This window comes from Microbacterium gorillae, from assembly GCF_000826185.2.
GTDB classification, from domain to species: Bacteria; Actinomycetota; Actinomycetes; order Actinomycetales; family Microbacteriaceae; genus Microbacterium; species Microbacterium gorillae.
This window is the reverse complement of sequence record NZ_LN648874.1, coordinates 268241-283482: the sequence shown is the minus strand read 5'-3', so window position 1 is coordinate 283482 and position 15242 is coordinate 268241. Positions and strand designations below refer to the sequence as shown.

At 69.2% G+C, this 15242-nt stretch carries 12 protein-coding genes; 7 read left to right on the top strand and 5 right to left on the bottom strand.

Translation table 11 applies throughout. From position 1 onward, the window contains the following. The first annotated feature begins 96 nt into the window (after positions 1-96). The gene (locus BN1193_RS07245; protein WP_230206442.1) at positions 97-2271 is read left to right on the top strand and encodes an ABC transporter permease; all 2175 of its coding nucleotides are present in this window, start codon (positions 97-99) and stop codon (positions 2269-2271) included. 80 nt (positions 2272-2351) lie between these two features. On the opposite strand, the gene BN1193_RS07240 is transcribed toward BN1193_RS07245, so the two are convergent. From BN1193_RS07240 to BN1193_RS07230, 3 genes are read right to left on the bottom strand one after another with little or no spacing between them, the layout of a single operon-like run. Further along, positions 2352-3431 (bottom strand): branched-chain amino acid aminotransferase, encoded by a 1080-nt coding sequence (locus BN1193_RS07240; RefSeq protein ID WP_040165133.1) that lies wholly within the window; start codon positions 3429-3431, stop codon positions 2352-2354. Positions 3432-3483: 52 nt separating this feature from the next. Beyond that, positions 3484-4536: a 3-isopropylmalate dehydrogenase gene (locus tag BN1193_RS07235; RefSeq protein WP_040165131.1), complete on the bottom strand. Its 1053-nt coding sequence runs from the start codon at positions 4534-4536 to the stop codon at positions 3484-3486. A gap of 15 nt (positions 4537-4551) precedes the next feature. Further along, on the bottom strand, positions 4552-6099 hold the full coding sequence (locus tag BN1193_RS07230; protein WP_040165130.1) for an MFS transporter: 1548 nt from the start codon (positions 6097-6099) through the stop codon (positions 4552-4554). Between the two features lie 85 nt (positions 6100-6184). Here BN1193_RS07230 and BN1193_RS07225 point away from each other — a divergent pair, with 85 nt between their 5' ends. From BN1193_RS07225 to BN1193_RS07210, 4 genes are all read left to right on the top strand, one after another. Further along, positions 6185-6715: a TetR/AcrR family transcriptional regulator gene (locus BN1193_RS07225; protein ID WP_040165128.1), complete on the top strand. Its 531-nt coding sequence runs from the start codon at positions 6185-6187 to the stop codon at positions 6713-6715. Positions 6716-6933: 218 nt separating this feature from the next. Continuing rightward, the gene (gene acs / locus BN1193_RS07220; RefSeq protein ID WP_052460534.1) at positions 6934-8964 is read left to right on the top strand and encodes an acetate--CoA ligase; all 2031 of its coding nucleotides are present in this window, start codon (positions 6934-6936) and stop codon (positions 8962-8964) included. Beyond that, a complete protein-coding gene (locus BN1193_RS07215) occupies positions 8961-10295 on the top strand; it encodes an O-acetylhomoserine aminocarboxypropyltransferase/cysteine synthase family protein (RefSeq protein ID WP_040165126.1) in 1335 nt (444 codons plus the stop codon). Before acs ends, BN1193_RS07215 begins: the two co-directional genes overlap by 4 nt. Positions 10296-10411: 116 nt before the next feature. After that, positions 10412-10855 carry a CoA-binding protein gene (locus tag BN1193_RS07210; protein ID WP_230206471.1) on the top strand — a complete coding sequence of 148 codons (444 nt, stop codon included), beginning with the start codon at positions 10412-10414 and terminating at the stop codon, positions 10853-10855. An 84-nt stretch (positions 10856-10939) separates the two neighbouring features. Here the strand turns inward: BN1193_RS07210 and BN1193_RS07205 are convergent, their stop codons facing one another. After that, complete coding sequence (locus tag BN1193_RS07205) at positions 10940-11476, bottom strand: 2-phosphosulfolactate phosphatase (RefSeq protein WP_040165122.1); 537 nt, start codon at positions 11474-11476, stop codon at positions 10940-10942. Positions 11477-11594: 118 nt separating this feature from the next. Between BN1193_RS07205 and msrB the strand changes: the two genes are divergently transcribed. Together msrB and BN1193_RS07195 are read left to right on the top strand one after the other, a co-directional pair. After that, positions 11595-11999, top strand: coding sequence for a peptide-methionine (R)-S-oxide reductase MsrB (gene msrB, locus BN1193_RS07200; RefSeq protein ID WP_040165121.1), 405 nt, complete (start codon positions 11595-11597; stop codon positions 11997-11999). Positions 12000-12142: 143 nt separating this feature from the next. Continuing rightward, positions 12143-13579, top strand: coding sequence for an LLM class flavin-dependent oxidoreductase (locus BN1193_RS07195; RefSeq protein ID WP_230206441.1), 1437 nt, complete (start codon positions 12143-12145; stop codon positions 13577-13579). A 64-nt stretch (positions 13580-13643) separates the two neighbouring features. Here the strand turns inward: BN1193_RS07195 and serA are convergent, their stop codons facing one another. Further along, entirely contained in the window at positions 13644-15236 is a 1593-nt protein-coding gene (gene serA / locus BN1193_RS07190) for a phosphoglycerate dehydrogenase (protein WP_040165119.1), read from the bottom strand. Between the last annotated feature and the right edge of the window lie 6 nt (positions 15237-15242).

Below are 15242 nucleotides of genomic sequence, written 5' to 3'. Positions count from 1 at the left end.
GACGATTTTAAGTCACATGGCGTAATTTGGTTGCTGAAGATCAACCATCATGCCGTCGCTGCGCTCTCCGCGGCGTCGGCGGACGCAGGAGCTCGCGTGACGACACCCACTTCCCCGACCGATGCCCAGCCGGTCGAGGCGCCCATCCCGGACCGTCGGCAGGCGCGAGCGGACGCCGACGCCGTGCGCAAAAGGGCGCGCGCCGAGACGATCGGTCGGTACGTTGCCATGTTCGCGATGCCGCTCATCATGGTCGGGATGATGATCACCGGCTATCTCGGCACGATGCACAACCCCACCCCCCACCACATGCCGATCGTCGTCGCCGGATCGGACGCGCAGGCCTTCGCCGACGCACTGACCGACGCCGATCCGGACGCGGTGGCGATGTCCGTCGCCGATTCCGCGGCGCTCGCCCGGCAGCAGGTCGTGGATCGGGAGGTGTCCGGAGCCGTCGTCGTGGACGGCACGACCGCAACGCTGTACACCGCCTCCGCCGCCGGGGCGTCTCAGGTCAGCGTCGTGACGTCCCTCGTCGCGCCGGAGGCCGTGGCGTCCGGCCTCACGCTCACCAGCGAAGACCTCGTTCCGCTGCCGGACGGCGACGCCTCCGGGATGGGCGCGATGTTCCTCGCCACCGCGTTGGCGATGGCGGGGTATCTGCCCTTCAGCGTGCTCGTCTCGTACGCACCTCGCCTGCTGCGCTTCCGTCGCGCGGTGCCGCTGGTGGCGGCCTGGGCCGCCGTCGTCGCGGCGACCGTCTGGACCGTGACCGGGCCGATCCTCGGCATCGTCGACGGCGCGGATGCCGGCGCGGTGATGGGGATCGCCTGGCTCGGGGTGTTCGCGATCGGCAGCGTGCAGCTGTTCTTCACACGACTGTTCGGGCCGATGGCGGTGATCGTCGGCATGCTGTTCCTGATGGTGCTGGGAATGCCCGCTTCGAACATGGCGATGTCCGTGCACACGATGCCCGGCTTCTACCAGTTCCTGCACGGATTCCTGCCGACCCCCGCGATCGGTGAGTCCATGCGGTCGGTGCTCTACTTCGATGGGGCGGGGGTCTGGCCGCATCTCCTGGTGCTCGGCATCGGCTCGCTGGTCGGCCTCGGCGCAACACTCGCCTTCGACGCCCTGAAGCGCCGCAAGAACCCCACGCCTCCGCCCATGCTGGTGAACATGCCGTCCCTGCACGGCGGTCGACGTCCCACGTCCAAGTTCTGGCACGCGGTGCCGCTGTTCCTGTTCCCGTTCCTGATGGTCGCCATGATGATCTCGGTCATGCTCGGGGCGATGCACTCCCCCGTACCGCGCGACATGCCCGTCGCCGTCGTCGGCGCGACCGAAGAGCAAGCGCAGCAGACTGCGGACGCCCTGGACGAGCAGATGCCGGACATGTTCGTCTACACGGTGCTCGATGACGCGGACGAAGCTCGCGATCTCGTGAGCGACCGCACGGTCGTCGGCGCATTCGTCCTGCCGTCACAGGAGAACCCGTCCGCGACGGTCATCACGAATCAGGCCGGCGGCAACCCCGCAGCGATGGTGGTGACGCGGGTGTTCACGCAGGTCGCCGCCGCGCAGAACCTGCCGGTGGCCGCCGAGGACGTCGCACCGCTTCCGAAGGACGACAGCAACGGCACGGTGAGCATGTACGTCGGCATGGGGTGGATCCTCGCCGGATTCATGATCATCGTGGTCTCGGCGAACGCGGCACCCTCGTCGCGCCCGCTCCGGCGCCTCGTCCCGATCCTGGCCGTGTACGCGCCGTTCATGTCCACGGTCATCTGGCTGATCGCCGACCCGATCACGGGCGCGGTGGACGGACATTTCTGGCAGCTGTTCGGCACCGGGACACTGGCGATCTTCGCCGTCGCCATGTTCACGACGATCCTGGAGCGACTGCTCGGTCTGCTCGCGGTGATCCCCGTCGTCGGGGTCATGATGTTCCTCGGTGTGCCCTCCTCCAACGGCGCGCTGTCCATCTACATGGAACCGGAAGCCTTCCGGTGGTTGCACGACGTGCTACCGATGCCGGCGGCGGTGGAGTCCATCCGCGCGATCCTCTACTTCGACGGCGCCGGAATCGCGATCCACCTGCTCGTCCTGGCACTGTGGGCGATCGCCTCGTTCATCGTGGTGAGCGTCATCGACCTGATCAAGCCGGTCCGGACCGAGACCGAGACGATCAAGGAGCCGCACTTCCTGCTCTCCCGCGCCGAGCACGAGGCCGCCGTCGCCGCCGCCGCTCCCGAGCCCGCCGCCCTCTGACGCGAAACACCCAAGCACGTCCGAAACACCCCGCACCGCGCGGGGTCTCGGACGTGCTTGGGTGTTTCGGCGGGGGTGGGTCAGTCGGAGAGGCGGACGAGCCAGTTGTGCTTGTCCTCGGCGCGGCCGTACTGGATGTCGGTCAGCTCCTGGCGCAGGGACGCGGCCAGCTCGCCGAGCGGCTGCACGTCCTCGAAGCCTTCGCCCTTGAGCACGCCGATCGGGCTCAGCACGGCGGCGGTGCCGCATGCGAACACCTCGACGATGTCGCCGTTGGCGACCCCATCGCGCCACTCCTGCAGTGAGATGGCGCGGCGCTCCACCGTGTGACCGCGATCCGCGGCGAGCTGCAGGATCGAGTCGCGCGTGATGCCCTGCAGGATCGAGTCCGACTCGGGCGTGACGATCGTGCCGTCCTTCATGACGAAGACGACGTTCATGCCGCCGAGCTCCTCGACGTTGCCGTCGCGGAGGAAGACGACCTGGTCGCAACCGTGCTCGGCGGCCTCGGCCTGAGCGATCAGGCTGGAGGCGTAGTTGCCACCGGTCTTCGCGGCCCCGGTGCCGCCCTTGCCTGCGCGGGCGTAGTCCTCGCTCAGCCAGATGCTGACCGGCTTCACGCCACCGGCGAAGTACGCCCCGGCGGGAGAGGCGATGAGGTAGTACGCCACCTTCTTCGCCGGACGGACACCGAGGAAGGCCTCCTTGGCGAACATGAACGGACGGAAGTACAGCGACTGGTCGGCACCGGACGGCACCCACGCGACGTCCTGCGCGATGAGCTCCCGCAGCGACTGGACGAAGATCTCCTCCGGCAACTCCGGCAGCGCCATCCGGCGAGCCGAGCGCTGCAGCCGGTGAGCGTTCTCCAGCGGGCGGAACGTGTGCACCGAACCGTCGGCGTGCCGGTAGGCCTTGATGCCCTCGAAGATCTCCTGACCGTAGTGCAGGACGGAGGCCGCCGGGTCGAGCGAGATCGGGCCATAGGGCTGCACGCGCGGGCGGTGCCAGCCACCGTTCTCGGACCAGCAGACATCGACCATGTGGTCGGTGAAGTACTGCCCGAAGCCGGGGTTGGCGAGGATCTCGTCTCGCTGAGCATCGGTCTTCGCCGCGAGATTGCGGGTCACCTGGAACTCGAGCGTGGAGGTATCGGTCATGTCACATCCTGGGTGAGTTTGTGTCGGAACGGCGTTGTCGCGCGGGACCAGATTACGCCTGAACCCGCGCCGCGATCGCGTCGCCGATCTGCGTGGTGGTGCGGACCGTGTCGCCTCGTTCGGCGACGTCGGCCTCGATGGCGTCGTGGACGCGACGCGCCTCGTCCTCCAGCCCCAGGTGATCGAGCAGGAGGGCGACGGAACCGATCGCAGCCGTGGGGTCTGCCTTCTGCTGGCCGGCGATGTCCGGCGCCGAACCGTGCACGGGCTCGAACATCGACGGGAACGCGCCGTCCGGGTTGATGTTTCCGGAGGCGGCGAGGCCGATGCCGCCGGTGACGGCCCCAGCCAGATCGGTGAGGATGTCACCGAACAGGTTGTCGGTGACGATGACGTCGAAGCGCGAAGGGTTCGTGACCAGGAAGATCGTCGCGGCATCGACGTGCAGGTAGTCTACTGCGACCTCCGGGAACTCCTCGGCCACGGCGTTCACGATGCGCTGCCACATGCCACCGGCGTGCACCAGGACGTTCGTCTTGTGCACCAGCGTCAGCTTGTGGCGGCGCTTCTGCGCGAGCTCGAAGGCGTAGCGGACGACGCGCTCGACACCGTAGGCGGTGTTGACGCTGACCTCGTTGGCGATCTCGTGCGCCGTGCCGCGGCGGATCGCGCCGCCGTTGCCCACGTACGGCCCCTCGGTGCCTTCACGCACGACGACGAAGTCGATCTCGCCGGGCTCGGCCAGCGGCGAGGACGAGTTCGGGTACAGCCGCGACGGACGGAGGTTCACGTAGTGGTCGAGCTCGAAGCGGAGCTTCAGCAGCAGACCACGCTCGATGTTGGCGTCCTTCAGCGCCGGGTCGCCCGGTACGCCGCCGACGGCGCCGAGCAGAATCGCGTCGTGCTCGGCGATCGCGGCGAGGTCAGCGTCCGTGAGTGTGTCGCCGGTCTCGAGGTAACGTGCCGCGCCGAGCGAGAACGGGGTGCGCTCGAATGTCACGTCGCTGTTCGCGGTGACCGCGGCGAGCACCTTCTCCGCCTCGGCGACGACCTCCGGGCCGATGCCGTCACCGGGGATGACGGCCAGCTTCACGACACGCGACATGGCACTCCTTCGTTGTCAGTCCGCGGCGGACGAGGCGGACCGTCCTCCCAGCGTAGTGGCCGCGATGACGCCCGCGATCACGATGAGTCCGGCCCCGATGAGGCCCGTGACGAGCACTCCGGAGTCGAACGCGTGGGCCGCCGCGTCCCGCAGCTGCTCCCCGAGCGTCCCGCCGATCTCGTCCGCGGTCACCATCGCGCCGGCGAGGGTTTCGTGGGCCGCGGCGGCCTGGTCGGCTCCGATCCCGGACGGCACCACGAGGTGCACCCGGTACAGCGCGGTCAGGACGCTGCCCAGCACGGCGGTGCCGAGGACCGCGCCGAGTTCGTAGGCCGTCTCGGAGACGGCGGATGCGGCCCCGGCCTTCGCGGGCGGAGCGAACGCGAGGATCAGGTCGTTGGAGATCGTCTCCGCTGCGCCGATCCCGAGGCCGAGCGCGACGAACGCCGCGATCAGCGTGCCGAGAGCGCCGTCCTGCGCGGACACCGCGGAGAGGACGAAGCCGATCACGGAGAACGCCAGCGCGATCGGGACGATCACCCGCGGCGCGACGTGGCGGGCGATCGGGACGACCGCGAGGCCCGCGATGATCATCACGACGAGGCCGGGCAGCAGGGCGAGGCCGGACTGCATCGGGCTCAGGCCGAGGATCAGCTGCAGGTGCTGCGAGGCGAAGAAGAGGAACCCGATCAGGCCGAAGACGCTGAGCAGGTTCACGAGCACCGACCCGCTGAATCGCGGGTTGGCGAACAGTTTCACGTCCAGCATCGGTTCGCGGGCCCGGAGCTGGCGGCGCACGAACAGGACGCCGAACACGATGCCGACGACGAACCACACCGGTGCGAGACTCAGCGGCCCCTCAACGGCGAGCTCCTTGATGCCGTACACGAACGGTGTCATCGCAGCGATGGACAGGACGATGCTGACGGGATCGATCCGGCCCGGGTTAGGGTCCCGCGTCTCCGGCACGAGCATCGGCGCGAACACGAGCAGCGGGATCATCACCGGGACGGCCATCAGGAAGACGGAGCCCCACGCGAAGTGCTCGAGCAGGAAGCCGCCGACGATCGGCCCGAGCGCTCCCCCCGCGGAGAATCCGGACGCCCAGATCGCGATGGCCAGGCGACGCTGGGTGTCGTCCATGAAGATCGTCCGGATCAGGGACAGCGTGGACGGCATCAGCATCGCACCGAAGACGCCGAGCGCCGCGCGGGCGGCGATCAGCAGAGCGGCCGTCGGGGCGAACGCGGCGAGCACGGAGACGGCGGTGAAGCCCGTCGCGCCGATCAGCAGCAGACGACGACGTCCGAACCGGTCGCCGAGCGTTCCCATCGTGACCAGAAGAGCGGCCAGGACGAGCGAATAGGCGTCCACGATCCAGAGCTGTTCGATGCTCGTGGGACGGAGGGCCTGAGCGATGTCCGGGAGCGCGAACGTCAGGACCGTGTTGTCAACGGACACCAGCAGCACCGGGAGCATGAGCACCACGAGTGCCATCCAGCCCCGCCAGGTGACGCGCCCGTCACCGCCGGGGGCTCGGAGTGCGCGCGTGTTGATCGACATTTCTTCCTCGTTCGTCCGGGTCGGCCTCAGGAAACTATACCGACCAGCCGGTATAGTAATACAAGAACCCGAACGGAGACTGATCATGGCCCGTCCCCCACACGCCCGCGAGAAGGTGCTCGACGCCTTCGAGGCCCTCATCATCGACGAGGGCGAGCGCGCCGCGACGATGGACGCCACCGCTTCCCGAGCCGGCGTCTCCAAGGGCGGGCTGATCTACCACTTCCCGTCCAAGCTCGCCCTCGAGGAGGGCCTGGCTGAGCGTCTCCTCGCGCTCGTCGACGCCGACACGGCGGCGATGCGCGCCGCACCGGGTGGCGTCGTGGACGCGTTCATCCGCACGTCGGTGGAGGTGGGCACTCCGCTGGATCGCGCCCTCATCGCGGTCGGACGTCTCGCCACGGTCGGCTCCCCCGCCGCCATCGCGGCCCTCACCGCGCTGCGGACGTCCTGGCGCGAGCTCCTGCGCGAAGCGATCAGCGATGAGACGGCCGTGGACCTGGTGATGCTCGTCGCCGACGGCGTCTACTTCAACGCCGCCCTCGGCGTGGGGTCTGTCGCGGGCGTTCCGGACATCGACGCCCTCCTGGCCCTGCTGTCGCGAGCCATCGTCTGACCCCCTGCCCCGGCGCCGCATCTTTGCCGGAACGAGCCCGCTCGCGACGCCGATGAATCGCTTTGTTACGTCACGAATGCACGGATCACGCTCGTCCCGGCAAGACTTCGCGTGATGAGTCAGCACTTCACAACGCCTGTACCCGCGCCGATCGGACGCGCGCGGCGCGCCGATGCCACCGCGCTTCGCATCGTGCTCGAAGCGATGGCTGCGATCCGGTGACCGACGTGCTCGACACCGATGCGGAAGTGCGCCTGACCGAATCGCGCACCTTCCTCCCGTCCGCTGCGTTCGCCGCGCAGGCCAATGTCGACGCGTCCGTCTACGACACCGCGGCCGCCGACCCGACCGCGTTCTGGGAGCGCGCCGCCGAGCGCCTGGAGTGGACCGAACGCTGGCACACCGCCCACACGTGGGCGCCTCCCGTGCCGACCGCCGACGGTTCGCTGAGTATTCCGGAAGCGGCATGGTTCCTGGGCGGGCGACTGAACGTCGCGACGAACTGCGTCGACCGACACGTCACCGCCGGACGCGGCGAGAAGGTCGCCCTGTTCTTCGAGGGCGAACCCGGCGACCGGACCACCGTGACGTACGCCGACCTCCAGCGCCGCGTCGCGCAGGCGGCGCACGGACTCACCTCCCTCGGCATCGAGGCCGGCGACCGCGTCGTGGTGTACCTCCCCGTCCTGGTCGAGACGGTCGTCATCGCGCTCGCGTGCGCACGCATCGGCGCCGTCCACTCCCTCGTGTTCGGCGGTTTCTCCGCGGAAGCCGTCCGCTTCCGCCTGGAGGACACGGGCGCGAAGCTGCTCGTCACGAGCGACGGTCAGTTCCGCCGCGGCAAGGCCGTCGAGGTCAAGTCGATCGCCGACGACGCGGCCGCCGACCTCCCCGACCTGGAACACGTGCTGGTCGTCCCGCGCACCGGTCTCGACGTGCCGTGGACCGACGGCCGGGACGTGCGGTGGCACGACGTCGTCGAGACCCAGGCGGAGACGCACGACGCCGAGTCCTTCGACGCCGAGCAGCCGCTGTTCATCATCTACACCTCCGGCACCACCGGCAAGCCCAAGGGCCTCGTGCACACGATGGGCGGCTATCTCACCCAGGCGAGCTGGGCGCACTGGGCGCACTTCGACGCCAAGCCGGACGACGTGCACTGGTGCACCGCGGACCTCGCGTGGGTGACCGCGCACACGTACGAGATCTACGGGCCGCTCTCGAACGGCCTGACGCAGGTGATCTACGAGGGCACCCCGGACGCCGGACACCGTGAGCGTCACCTCGAGATCATCGACCGCTACGGGGTCACGGTGTACTACACCGCCCCGACGCTGATCCGCACGCTGATGACCTGGTTCGGTGACACGCTCCCGAACACCCGCGGCTACGACCTGTCCACGATTCGTCTGCTCGGCACGGTCGGCGAGGCCATCAACCCGGAAGCCTGGGTGTGGTTCCGCCGAAACTTCGGGCGCGACGAGACTCCGGTGATCGACACGTGGTGGCAGTCCGAGACCGGCGCCGCCATGATCGTCCCGCTGCCCGGCGTGACCGCCCTGAAACCGGGGTCCGCGACAGTGGCGCTGCCCGGCATCGACATCGCCGTGGTGGACGAGGCGGGCGACCCCGTCGCCCCCGGACGGTCTGGCACCCTGGTCGTCCGCCGTCCGTGGCCGGGCATGGCGCGCACCGTCTGGGGCAACCCGGAACGCTACCGCGACTCGTACTGGGCCCCGTTCGCCGGCACGGGCGAGCACGGCGCCTACTACGTCGCCGGTGATGGTGCGACGATGGACGCGGACGGCTACGTCTGGATCCTCGGACGCCTCGACGACGTGATCAACGTCTCCGGCCACCGCCTGTCCACGATCGAGATCGAGTCCTCCCTCGTCGCGCACCCGACCGTCGGAGAGGCGGGCGTCACCGGCATCGCCGACCCCCTGACTGGCCAGGCCGTTGCCGCGTTCGTCGTCGACGGCGCAGCGGGCGAACCGACTCCCGACGATCTGCGCGCCCAGGTGGCGCACGACATCGGCCCGATCGCGAAGCCGAAGATCGTCGTCCGCGTCCCGGAACTGCCCAAGACCCGGTCGGGGAAGATCCTGCGGCGACTCCTCGCGCAGATCTGGCAGGGTGATCCGCTCGGTGACACCACCAGCCTCCAGAACCCCTGGGCCGTCGAGGGCGTCCGTGAAGCCGTCCGTCTCGCCCAGGCACCGACCACTGCAGCGAAGGAAACCACATGAGCGAGCATCAGTTCGGGTTCCGCACCCGAGCCCTCCACGCGGGCGGCGCCCCCGACGCGACCACGGGCGCGCGCGCCGTGCCGATCTACCAGACCACGTCGTTCGTGTTCGACAGCCCGCAGGACGCCGCGAACCTGTTCGCGCTGCAGAAGTACGGCAACATCTACACGCGCATCGGCAACCCGACCGTGGCTTCGCTGGAGGAGCGCATCGCGTCGCTCGAGGGCGGCATCGGCGCCGTCGCCACGGCGAGCGGCATGTCGGCGGAGTTCATCACGTTCGCCGCGCTGGTCGGCCAGGGCGATCACGTGGTCGCGTCCGCGCAGCTCTACGGCGGCACCGTGACGCAGCTCGATGTGACGCTGCGCCGTTTCGGTGTGGACACGACGTTCGTGGCGTCGTCCGACCCGGAGGAGTTCCGCAAGGCCATCCGCGCGAACACGAAGGTGCTCTACGTCGAGGCCATCGGTAACCCCGGCGGCGAGATCTCCGACCTCGAGGGCCTGGCCGCCGTCGCGCACGAGGCGGGCATCCCCCTCGTCGTCGACGCGACGCTCGCCACCCCGTACCTGCTGCGTCCGATCGAGCACGGCGCCGACATCGTCATCCACTCGGTGACGAAGTTCCTCGGCGGCCACGGCACGACCCTCGGCGGCATCGTCGTCGAGGCCGGCACCTTCAACTGGGGCAACGGCAAGTTCCCGCAGATGACGGAGCCGGTGGATTCCTACGGCGGCATCTCGTGGTGGGACAACTTCGGCGAGTACGGCTTCCTCACCAAGCTCCGCAGCGAGCAGCTGCGCGACATCGGACCCTCGCTCAGCCCGCAGTCGGCGTTCAACCTGCTCCAGGGCGTGGAGACGCTCCCCCAGCGCATGGACGCCCACATCGCCAACGCGCGCGTGGTCGCGGAGTGGCTCGCCGGCGATCGCCGCGTGTCGTTCATCACGTGGGCCGGGTTGGAAGGCCACCCGCACCACGAGCGCGCGCAGAAGTACTTCCCCCTCGGTCCGGGATCGGTGTTCGCGTTCGGTGTCCGTCCCTCCGGCGGCTTCGCCTCGGACGCGGAGCGCCTGGACGCCGCCCGCTCGACGGGCGAGACGTTCATCGAGTCGCTGCAGCTCGCCAGCCACCTGGCGAACATCGGTGACGCGCGGACGCTCGTGATCCACCCCGCGTCCACCACGCACCAGCAGCTCACGCCCGAGCAGCTGGTCACCGCGGGCGTCCCGGCCGATCTCATCCGCATCTCGGTGGGCATCGAAGACCCCGAAGACATCCTGTGGGACCTGGACCAGGCACTCACCCTCGCGACAGGAGAGCAGCGATGACCGACGCCTCGACCCCGGACCCGACCGCGGGCGTGGCCTGCGCGCTACCGGTTCCCGCAGCGAACACGACCGCGGTACGCACGTGGCAGGGACCCACCGCGGCGGCGCGCCTCGGCATGCTCCGCACGGCCAAGTCCATCGCGATCGTCGGGGCGTCCGCGAACGCCGCCCGCGCGAGCTATTTCGTCGCGACCTACCTGCTCTCCAGCTCGCCGTACGAGGTCTACTTCGTCAACCCGCGCGTCGACGAGATCCTGGGGCACAAGGTCTACGCATCGCTCGCCGATCTTCCCGTGGTCCCGGACATCGTCGACGTCTTCCGCAAGAATGCGGACCTTCCCGGCGTCGCACGCGAGGCCGTCGCCGTGGGCGCGAAGGTGCTCTGGCTGCAGCTCGGCTCCTGGAACGAGGAGGCCGCCGCGATCGCCGAGGCCGGAGGCCTGCAGGTCGTGATGGACCGCTGCGTCAAGATCGAGCACGCCCGCTTCCACGGCGGCCTGCACCTCGCCGGCTTCGACACCGGCGTCATCTCGTCCAAGCGGCAGGTCACGGCACGCTGAGAGCGTTCGCGGGTCCGGCCCGCACCGCAGAACGCCCCGTCCGGCACGATGCCGGACGGGGCGTTTCGTTCGTCTGGCGTGCGATCAGTCGCGGATGGGCGCGGCGACCGTCTCCGCGTCGACCTCGGCCGCGGCGCGGACCTCATCGCGGCGTCCGGCGGCGGTCAGTTCCATACCCGCGGCACTGGCGGAGAGCAGGTGTTTGAGCGCGCGAGTGAGCCCGTGGAATCCCTCGGTCGCGACGGCGACATCGGGCGCGGAGTGGTCGAGGCCGAGCTTCGTCAGGGCAGCGCCGATCGCGCCGGCGGCCAGATAGTCCTCAACCGCGAAGGCGCCGTCGTCGCCGACGAGCACGAGGTTCACGGCGGTCCGGCCGCCACGGGCGAGTTGCTCGCGGTAGATCGCCTCGGCCGTCGCGGTCGCGTTGCGCAGCGTCCCCGCGAACACCACGGGCGCCCCCGCCCGTTCCCGAGCCTGCGCGGCGAGGGCGCGCACCGCGTCCGCGGATTCCGGGATGGCGTCAACGAGCACCACGACTCCGGCGTCGGCGAGTCGGGTCAGACCGGCAGCGCCCCACGCAAGGCGCACCTGATAGGTCGATTGGGCGCGGGACGCGGTCATGTCCTCAGCGTATGGTCGGGGATTTCCGGACGACGATCCGGGTGCCACAGTGCGTCATGAAGCGTCTTGCAGGGGCCCGCGAGCGTCTTCCCACCCGCGGGCTCGATAGGGTCTGGATATGGCATATGACGTCGAGAAGACGGAAGCGCAGTGGCGTGCAGAGCTCGACGATGAGCAGTACGCGGTGCTGCGAGAGGCGGGGACCGAGCGCGCGTGGACGGGCGAGCTTCTCGATGAGGATCGGACGGGCTTCTACACCTGTGCCGGCTGCGGCAATGAGCTGTTCCAGAGCGGCACGAAGTTCGACTCGCACTGCGGCTGGCCGAGCTTCTACGATTCCGTCCGCCCGGAAGCCGTCGAGCTTCTGCCGGACACCTCGCTCGGCATCGAGCGCACCGAGGTCCGCTGCGCCCGCTGTGGAGGCCATCTCGGCCACGTCTTCCCCGACGGCTTCGGCACCCCGACCGGCCAGCGGTACTGCATGAACTCCCTGTCGCTGAACTTCACGCCGGAAGATTCCTGACCGCGGGTCCGCGGGATGACACACGCGGTCCTCCGGCGACATCCCGCGTCATCTGATGCGCTTTCCGCGAGCGATTCCCGTAACTTCTGAGGGGCTCGCGGCCCGCCGGCCGCGACGTGACCCGAACCGAAGGGACGCTCGTCATGGCGGCACAACTGCGCAAGCACATCCGACTCAACGCGTTCGAGATGAACTGCGTCGCGCACCAGAGCTCGGGCCTGTGGCGCCACCCCGAAGACCAGGCGTGGCGCTACAAGGACATCTCCTACTGGACGAACCTCGCCCGGATCGCCGAGCGCGGCCTGTTCGACTCGGTCTTCATCGCTGATGTGCTCGGGACGTACGACGTCTACGGCGGCAGCGACGAGGCCGCCATCCGCACCGGTTCCCAGGTGCCGGTGAACGATCCCGTGCAGCTCGCCGCGGTGATGGCCGCGGTCACCGAGAACGTCGGCTTCGGCATCACGGCGGGCACCGCGTACGAGCACCCGGTGCCGTTCGCCCGCCGCCTTTCGACCCTGGACCACCTGACGAAGGGGCGCGTCGCGTGGAACGTTGTGACCGGCTACCTCCCCTCCGCCGCCCGGAACCTCGGACACGACGACCAGCGCGAGCACGACGACCGCTACAACCACGCCGACGAATACCTCGAGGTCATCTACAAGCTGCTCGAAGGCTCGTGGGAGGACGACGCCGTCGTGCGCGACCGCGAGAGCGGCGTCTTCGCCGATCCGGCGAAGGTGCACCACATCGGTCACGAGGGCACGCACTTCCGCGTCCCGGGCATCCATCTCTCCGAGCCGTCGCCGCAGCGCACACCCTTGGTGTTCCAGGCCGGCGCCTCCCCGCGCGGTATCGCGTTCGCGTCCCGCCACGCGGAGGCGATCTTCATCGCGTGTCCGACGACCGCCGCGGCGAAGAAGAGCGTCGACTCGATCCGCGCCGCCCTGGTCGACGCCGGTCGTGAGGCCGATTCGGCGAAGATCTACCTCCTCCTCACCGTGATCACGGACGCGACCGACGAGCTCGCGCACGCGAAGCACGCGGACTACCTGTCGTTCGTGAATCCGGAGGGCGCGCTGACGCTGATGTCCGGCTGGATGGGCGTGGACCTGTCCCGCTACGACCTGGACGAGCCGATCGGCAACATCGAGAGCAACGCGATCCAGTCGATCGTCGCAGGCTTCGACTCCGGCAGCGGCGACGGCATCACGTGGACGGTGCGCGACCTCGTCGATCACATCGGCGTCGCCGGACTCGGCACCACCGTCGTCGGCTCCGGCGCCACGGTCGCGGACACGATGGAACGCATCGTCGCGGAGACCGGGATCGACGGGTTCAACCTCGCCTACGCAGTGACGCCCGGCACGTTCGAGGACGTCGTCGAGTTCGTCGTCCCGGAGCTCCAGCGCCGTGGCCTGTACCCGACCGAGTACGCCGACGGCACCCTGCGCAACAAGCTCTTCGGCGCCGGTGACCGCCTTCCCGAGAACCACCACGGCTCGCGCTTCCGCGTCGGCGGTTCGCTGTCCACGATCGATGACAGCGTCCGGGACCGGTCTGCGGTCGCGGCGAGCTGAAACGCACGCCGAAACGAGGTCGGCCCCGCCCGGAACGGGCGGGGCCGACCTCGTTCGCGAGGGGTCAGGCCTCGGTGATCTCGATCTGGCGGAAGACGTCGGCGTCGATCGCGGCGCTGACCTCCTCAAGCAGCTCCTCGGACACCGGGGAGTCGACCGTCAGCACGCTGAGGGCGGCGCCACCGGCGGCGTCACGCGCGATCTGCATGCCGGCGATGTTGATGCCGGCGTCGCCGAACTTCTGGCCGTACACGGCCACGATGCCCGGGCGGTCGGTGTAGAGCATCACGATGTGGTGCTCCTCGATCGGCAGCTCCAGGTGGTGTCCGTTGATGCCGACGAGCTTCTCGATCTGCTTCGGACCGGTCAGCGTGCCGGAGACGGACAGCTGCGAACCGTCCGAGAGCGCACCGTTCAGGGTGATGACGTTGCGGTACTCCTCGGACTCGGCGTCCACGAGCAGGCGGACGTCGATGCCGCGCTGCTCGGCCAGCAGCGGAGCGTTCACGTACGACACGGTCTCGCTGACGATGTTCGTGAACACGCCCTTGAGCGCGGCGAGCTTCAGCACGTCGACGTTGTAGTCGGCGAGCTCACCGTGTACCTCGACGTCGAGGCTGGTCAGCGGTGAGCGAGCCAGGGCCGAGAAGAACTGACCGAGCTTCTCCACCAGGGCGATACCGGGGCGGACGTAGGGGTCGATGGCGCCACCGGCGACGTTGACGGCGTCCGGGACGAGGTCGCCGCCGAGCGCGAGACGCACCGAGCGGGCGACGGACACGCCGGCCTTCTCCTGCGCCTCGTCCGTGGACGCACCGAGGTGCGGCGTGACCGTGACGTTCGGCAGGCCGAGCAGGCGCTGGTCCGTCGGCGGCTCGCTGGTGAAGACGTCCAGGCCGGCACCGGCGATCACGTTGTCACTGAGGGCGTGGAAGAGAGCATCCTCGTCGATCAGGCCACCGCGGGCGACGTTGACGATGTACGCCGAATCCTTCATGGCCGCGAGCTGATCGGTGGAGATCATGCCGGTGGTCTCCGGCGTCTTCGGCATGTGGATCGTGATGAAGTCGCTCTGCGCGAGCAGGTCGTCCAGGCTGAGCAGCTCGACGCCGAGCTGCTGCGCGCGGGCGGAGGTGACGTAGGGGTCGAACGCGACGACCCGCATGCCGAAGGCCTGCATGCGGGCGGTGATCAGCGCGCCGATGCGGCCGAGGCCGATGATGCCGAGCGTCTTCTCGAACAGTTCGGTGCCGGTGAAGGAGCTGCGCTTCCACTCCCCCTGCGACAGCGACGCGTGGGCGGCGGGGATGTGGCGGGCCAGCGAGAGGATGTGACCGATGGTCAACTCGGCGGCGGAGATGATGTTGGACGTCGGTGCGTTGACGACCATGACTCCGGCGGCGGTGGCCGCCTTGATGTCCACGTTGTCCAGGCCCACGCCGGCGCGTGCGACGACCTTGAGCTTGGGGGCTGCGGCGAGCGCCTCGGCATCGATCTGGGTCGCGGAACGGATCAGGACCGCATCCGCGTCGGCGAGCGCGGACAGCAGCGCGGGCCGGTCCGTACCGTCGACCTGACGGACGTCGAAGTCGGGACCGAGAGCGTCGATCGTAGCGGGTGAGAGCTTCTCGGCGAGGAGCACGACGGGCTGAGGCACAGAGGT

Excerpts from the sequence above, each read along its gene's own strand:
- BN1193_RS07215 (WP_040165126.1), top strand. The coding sequence starts at position 8,961 with ATGAGCGAGCATCAGTTCGGGTTCCGCACCCGAGCCCTCCACGCGGGC.
- BN1193_RS07195 (WP_230206441.1), top strand. The coding sequence starts at position 12,143 with ATGGCGGCACAACTGCGCAAGCACATCCGACTCAACGCGTTCGAGATG.
- BN1193_RS07210 (WP_230206471.1), top strand. The coding sequence starts at position 10,412 with ATGCTCCGCACGGCCAAGTCCATCGCGATCGTCGGGGCGTCCGCGAAC.
- BN1193_RS07225 (WP_040165128.1), top strand. The coding sequence starts at position 6,185 with ATGGCCCGTCCCCCACACGCCCGCGAGAAGGTGCTCGACGCCTTCGAG.
- BN1193_RS07235 (WP_040165131.1), bottom strand. The coding sequence starts at position 4,536 with ATGTCGCGTGTCGTGAAGCTGGCCGTCATCCCCGGTGACGGCATCGGC.
- msrB (WP_040165121.1), top strand. The coding sequence starts at position 11,595 with ATGGCATATGACGTCGAGAAGACGGAAGCGCAGTGGCGTGCAGAGCTC.
- BN1193_RS07230 (WP_040165130.1), bottom strand. The coding sequence starts at position 6,099 with ATGTCGATCAACACGCGCGCACTCCGAGCCCCCGGCGGTGACGGGCGC.
- BN1193_RS07205 (WP_040165122.1), bottom strand. The coding sequence starts at position 11,476 with ATGACCGCGTCCCGCGCCCAATCGACCTATCAGGTGCGCCTTGCGTGG.
- BN1193_RS07240 (WP_040165133.1), bottom strand. The coding sequence starts at position 3,431 with ATGACCGATACCTCCACGCTCGAGTTCCAGGTGACCCGCAATCTCGCG.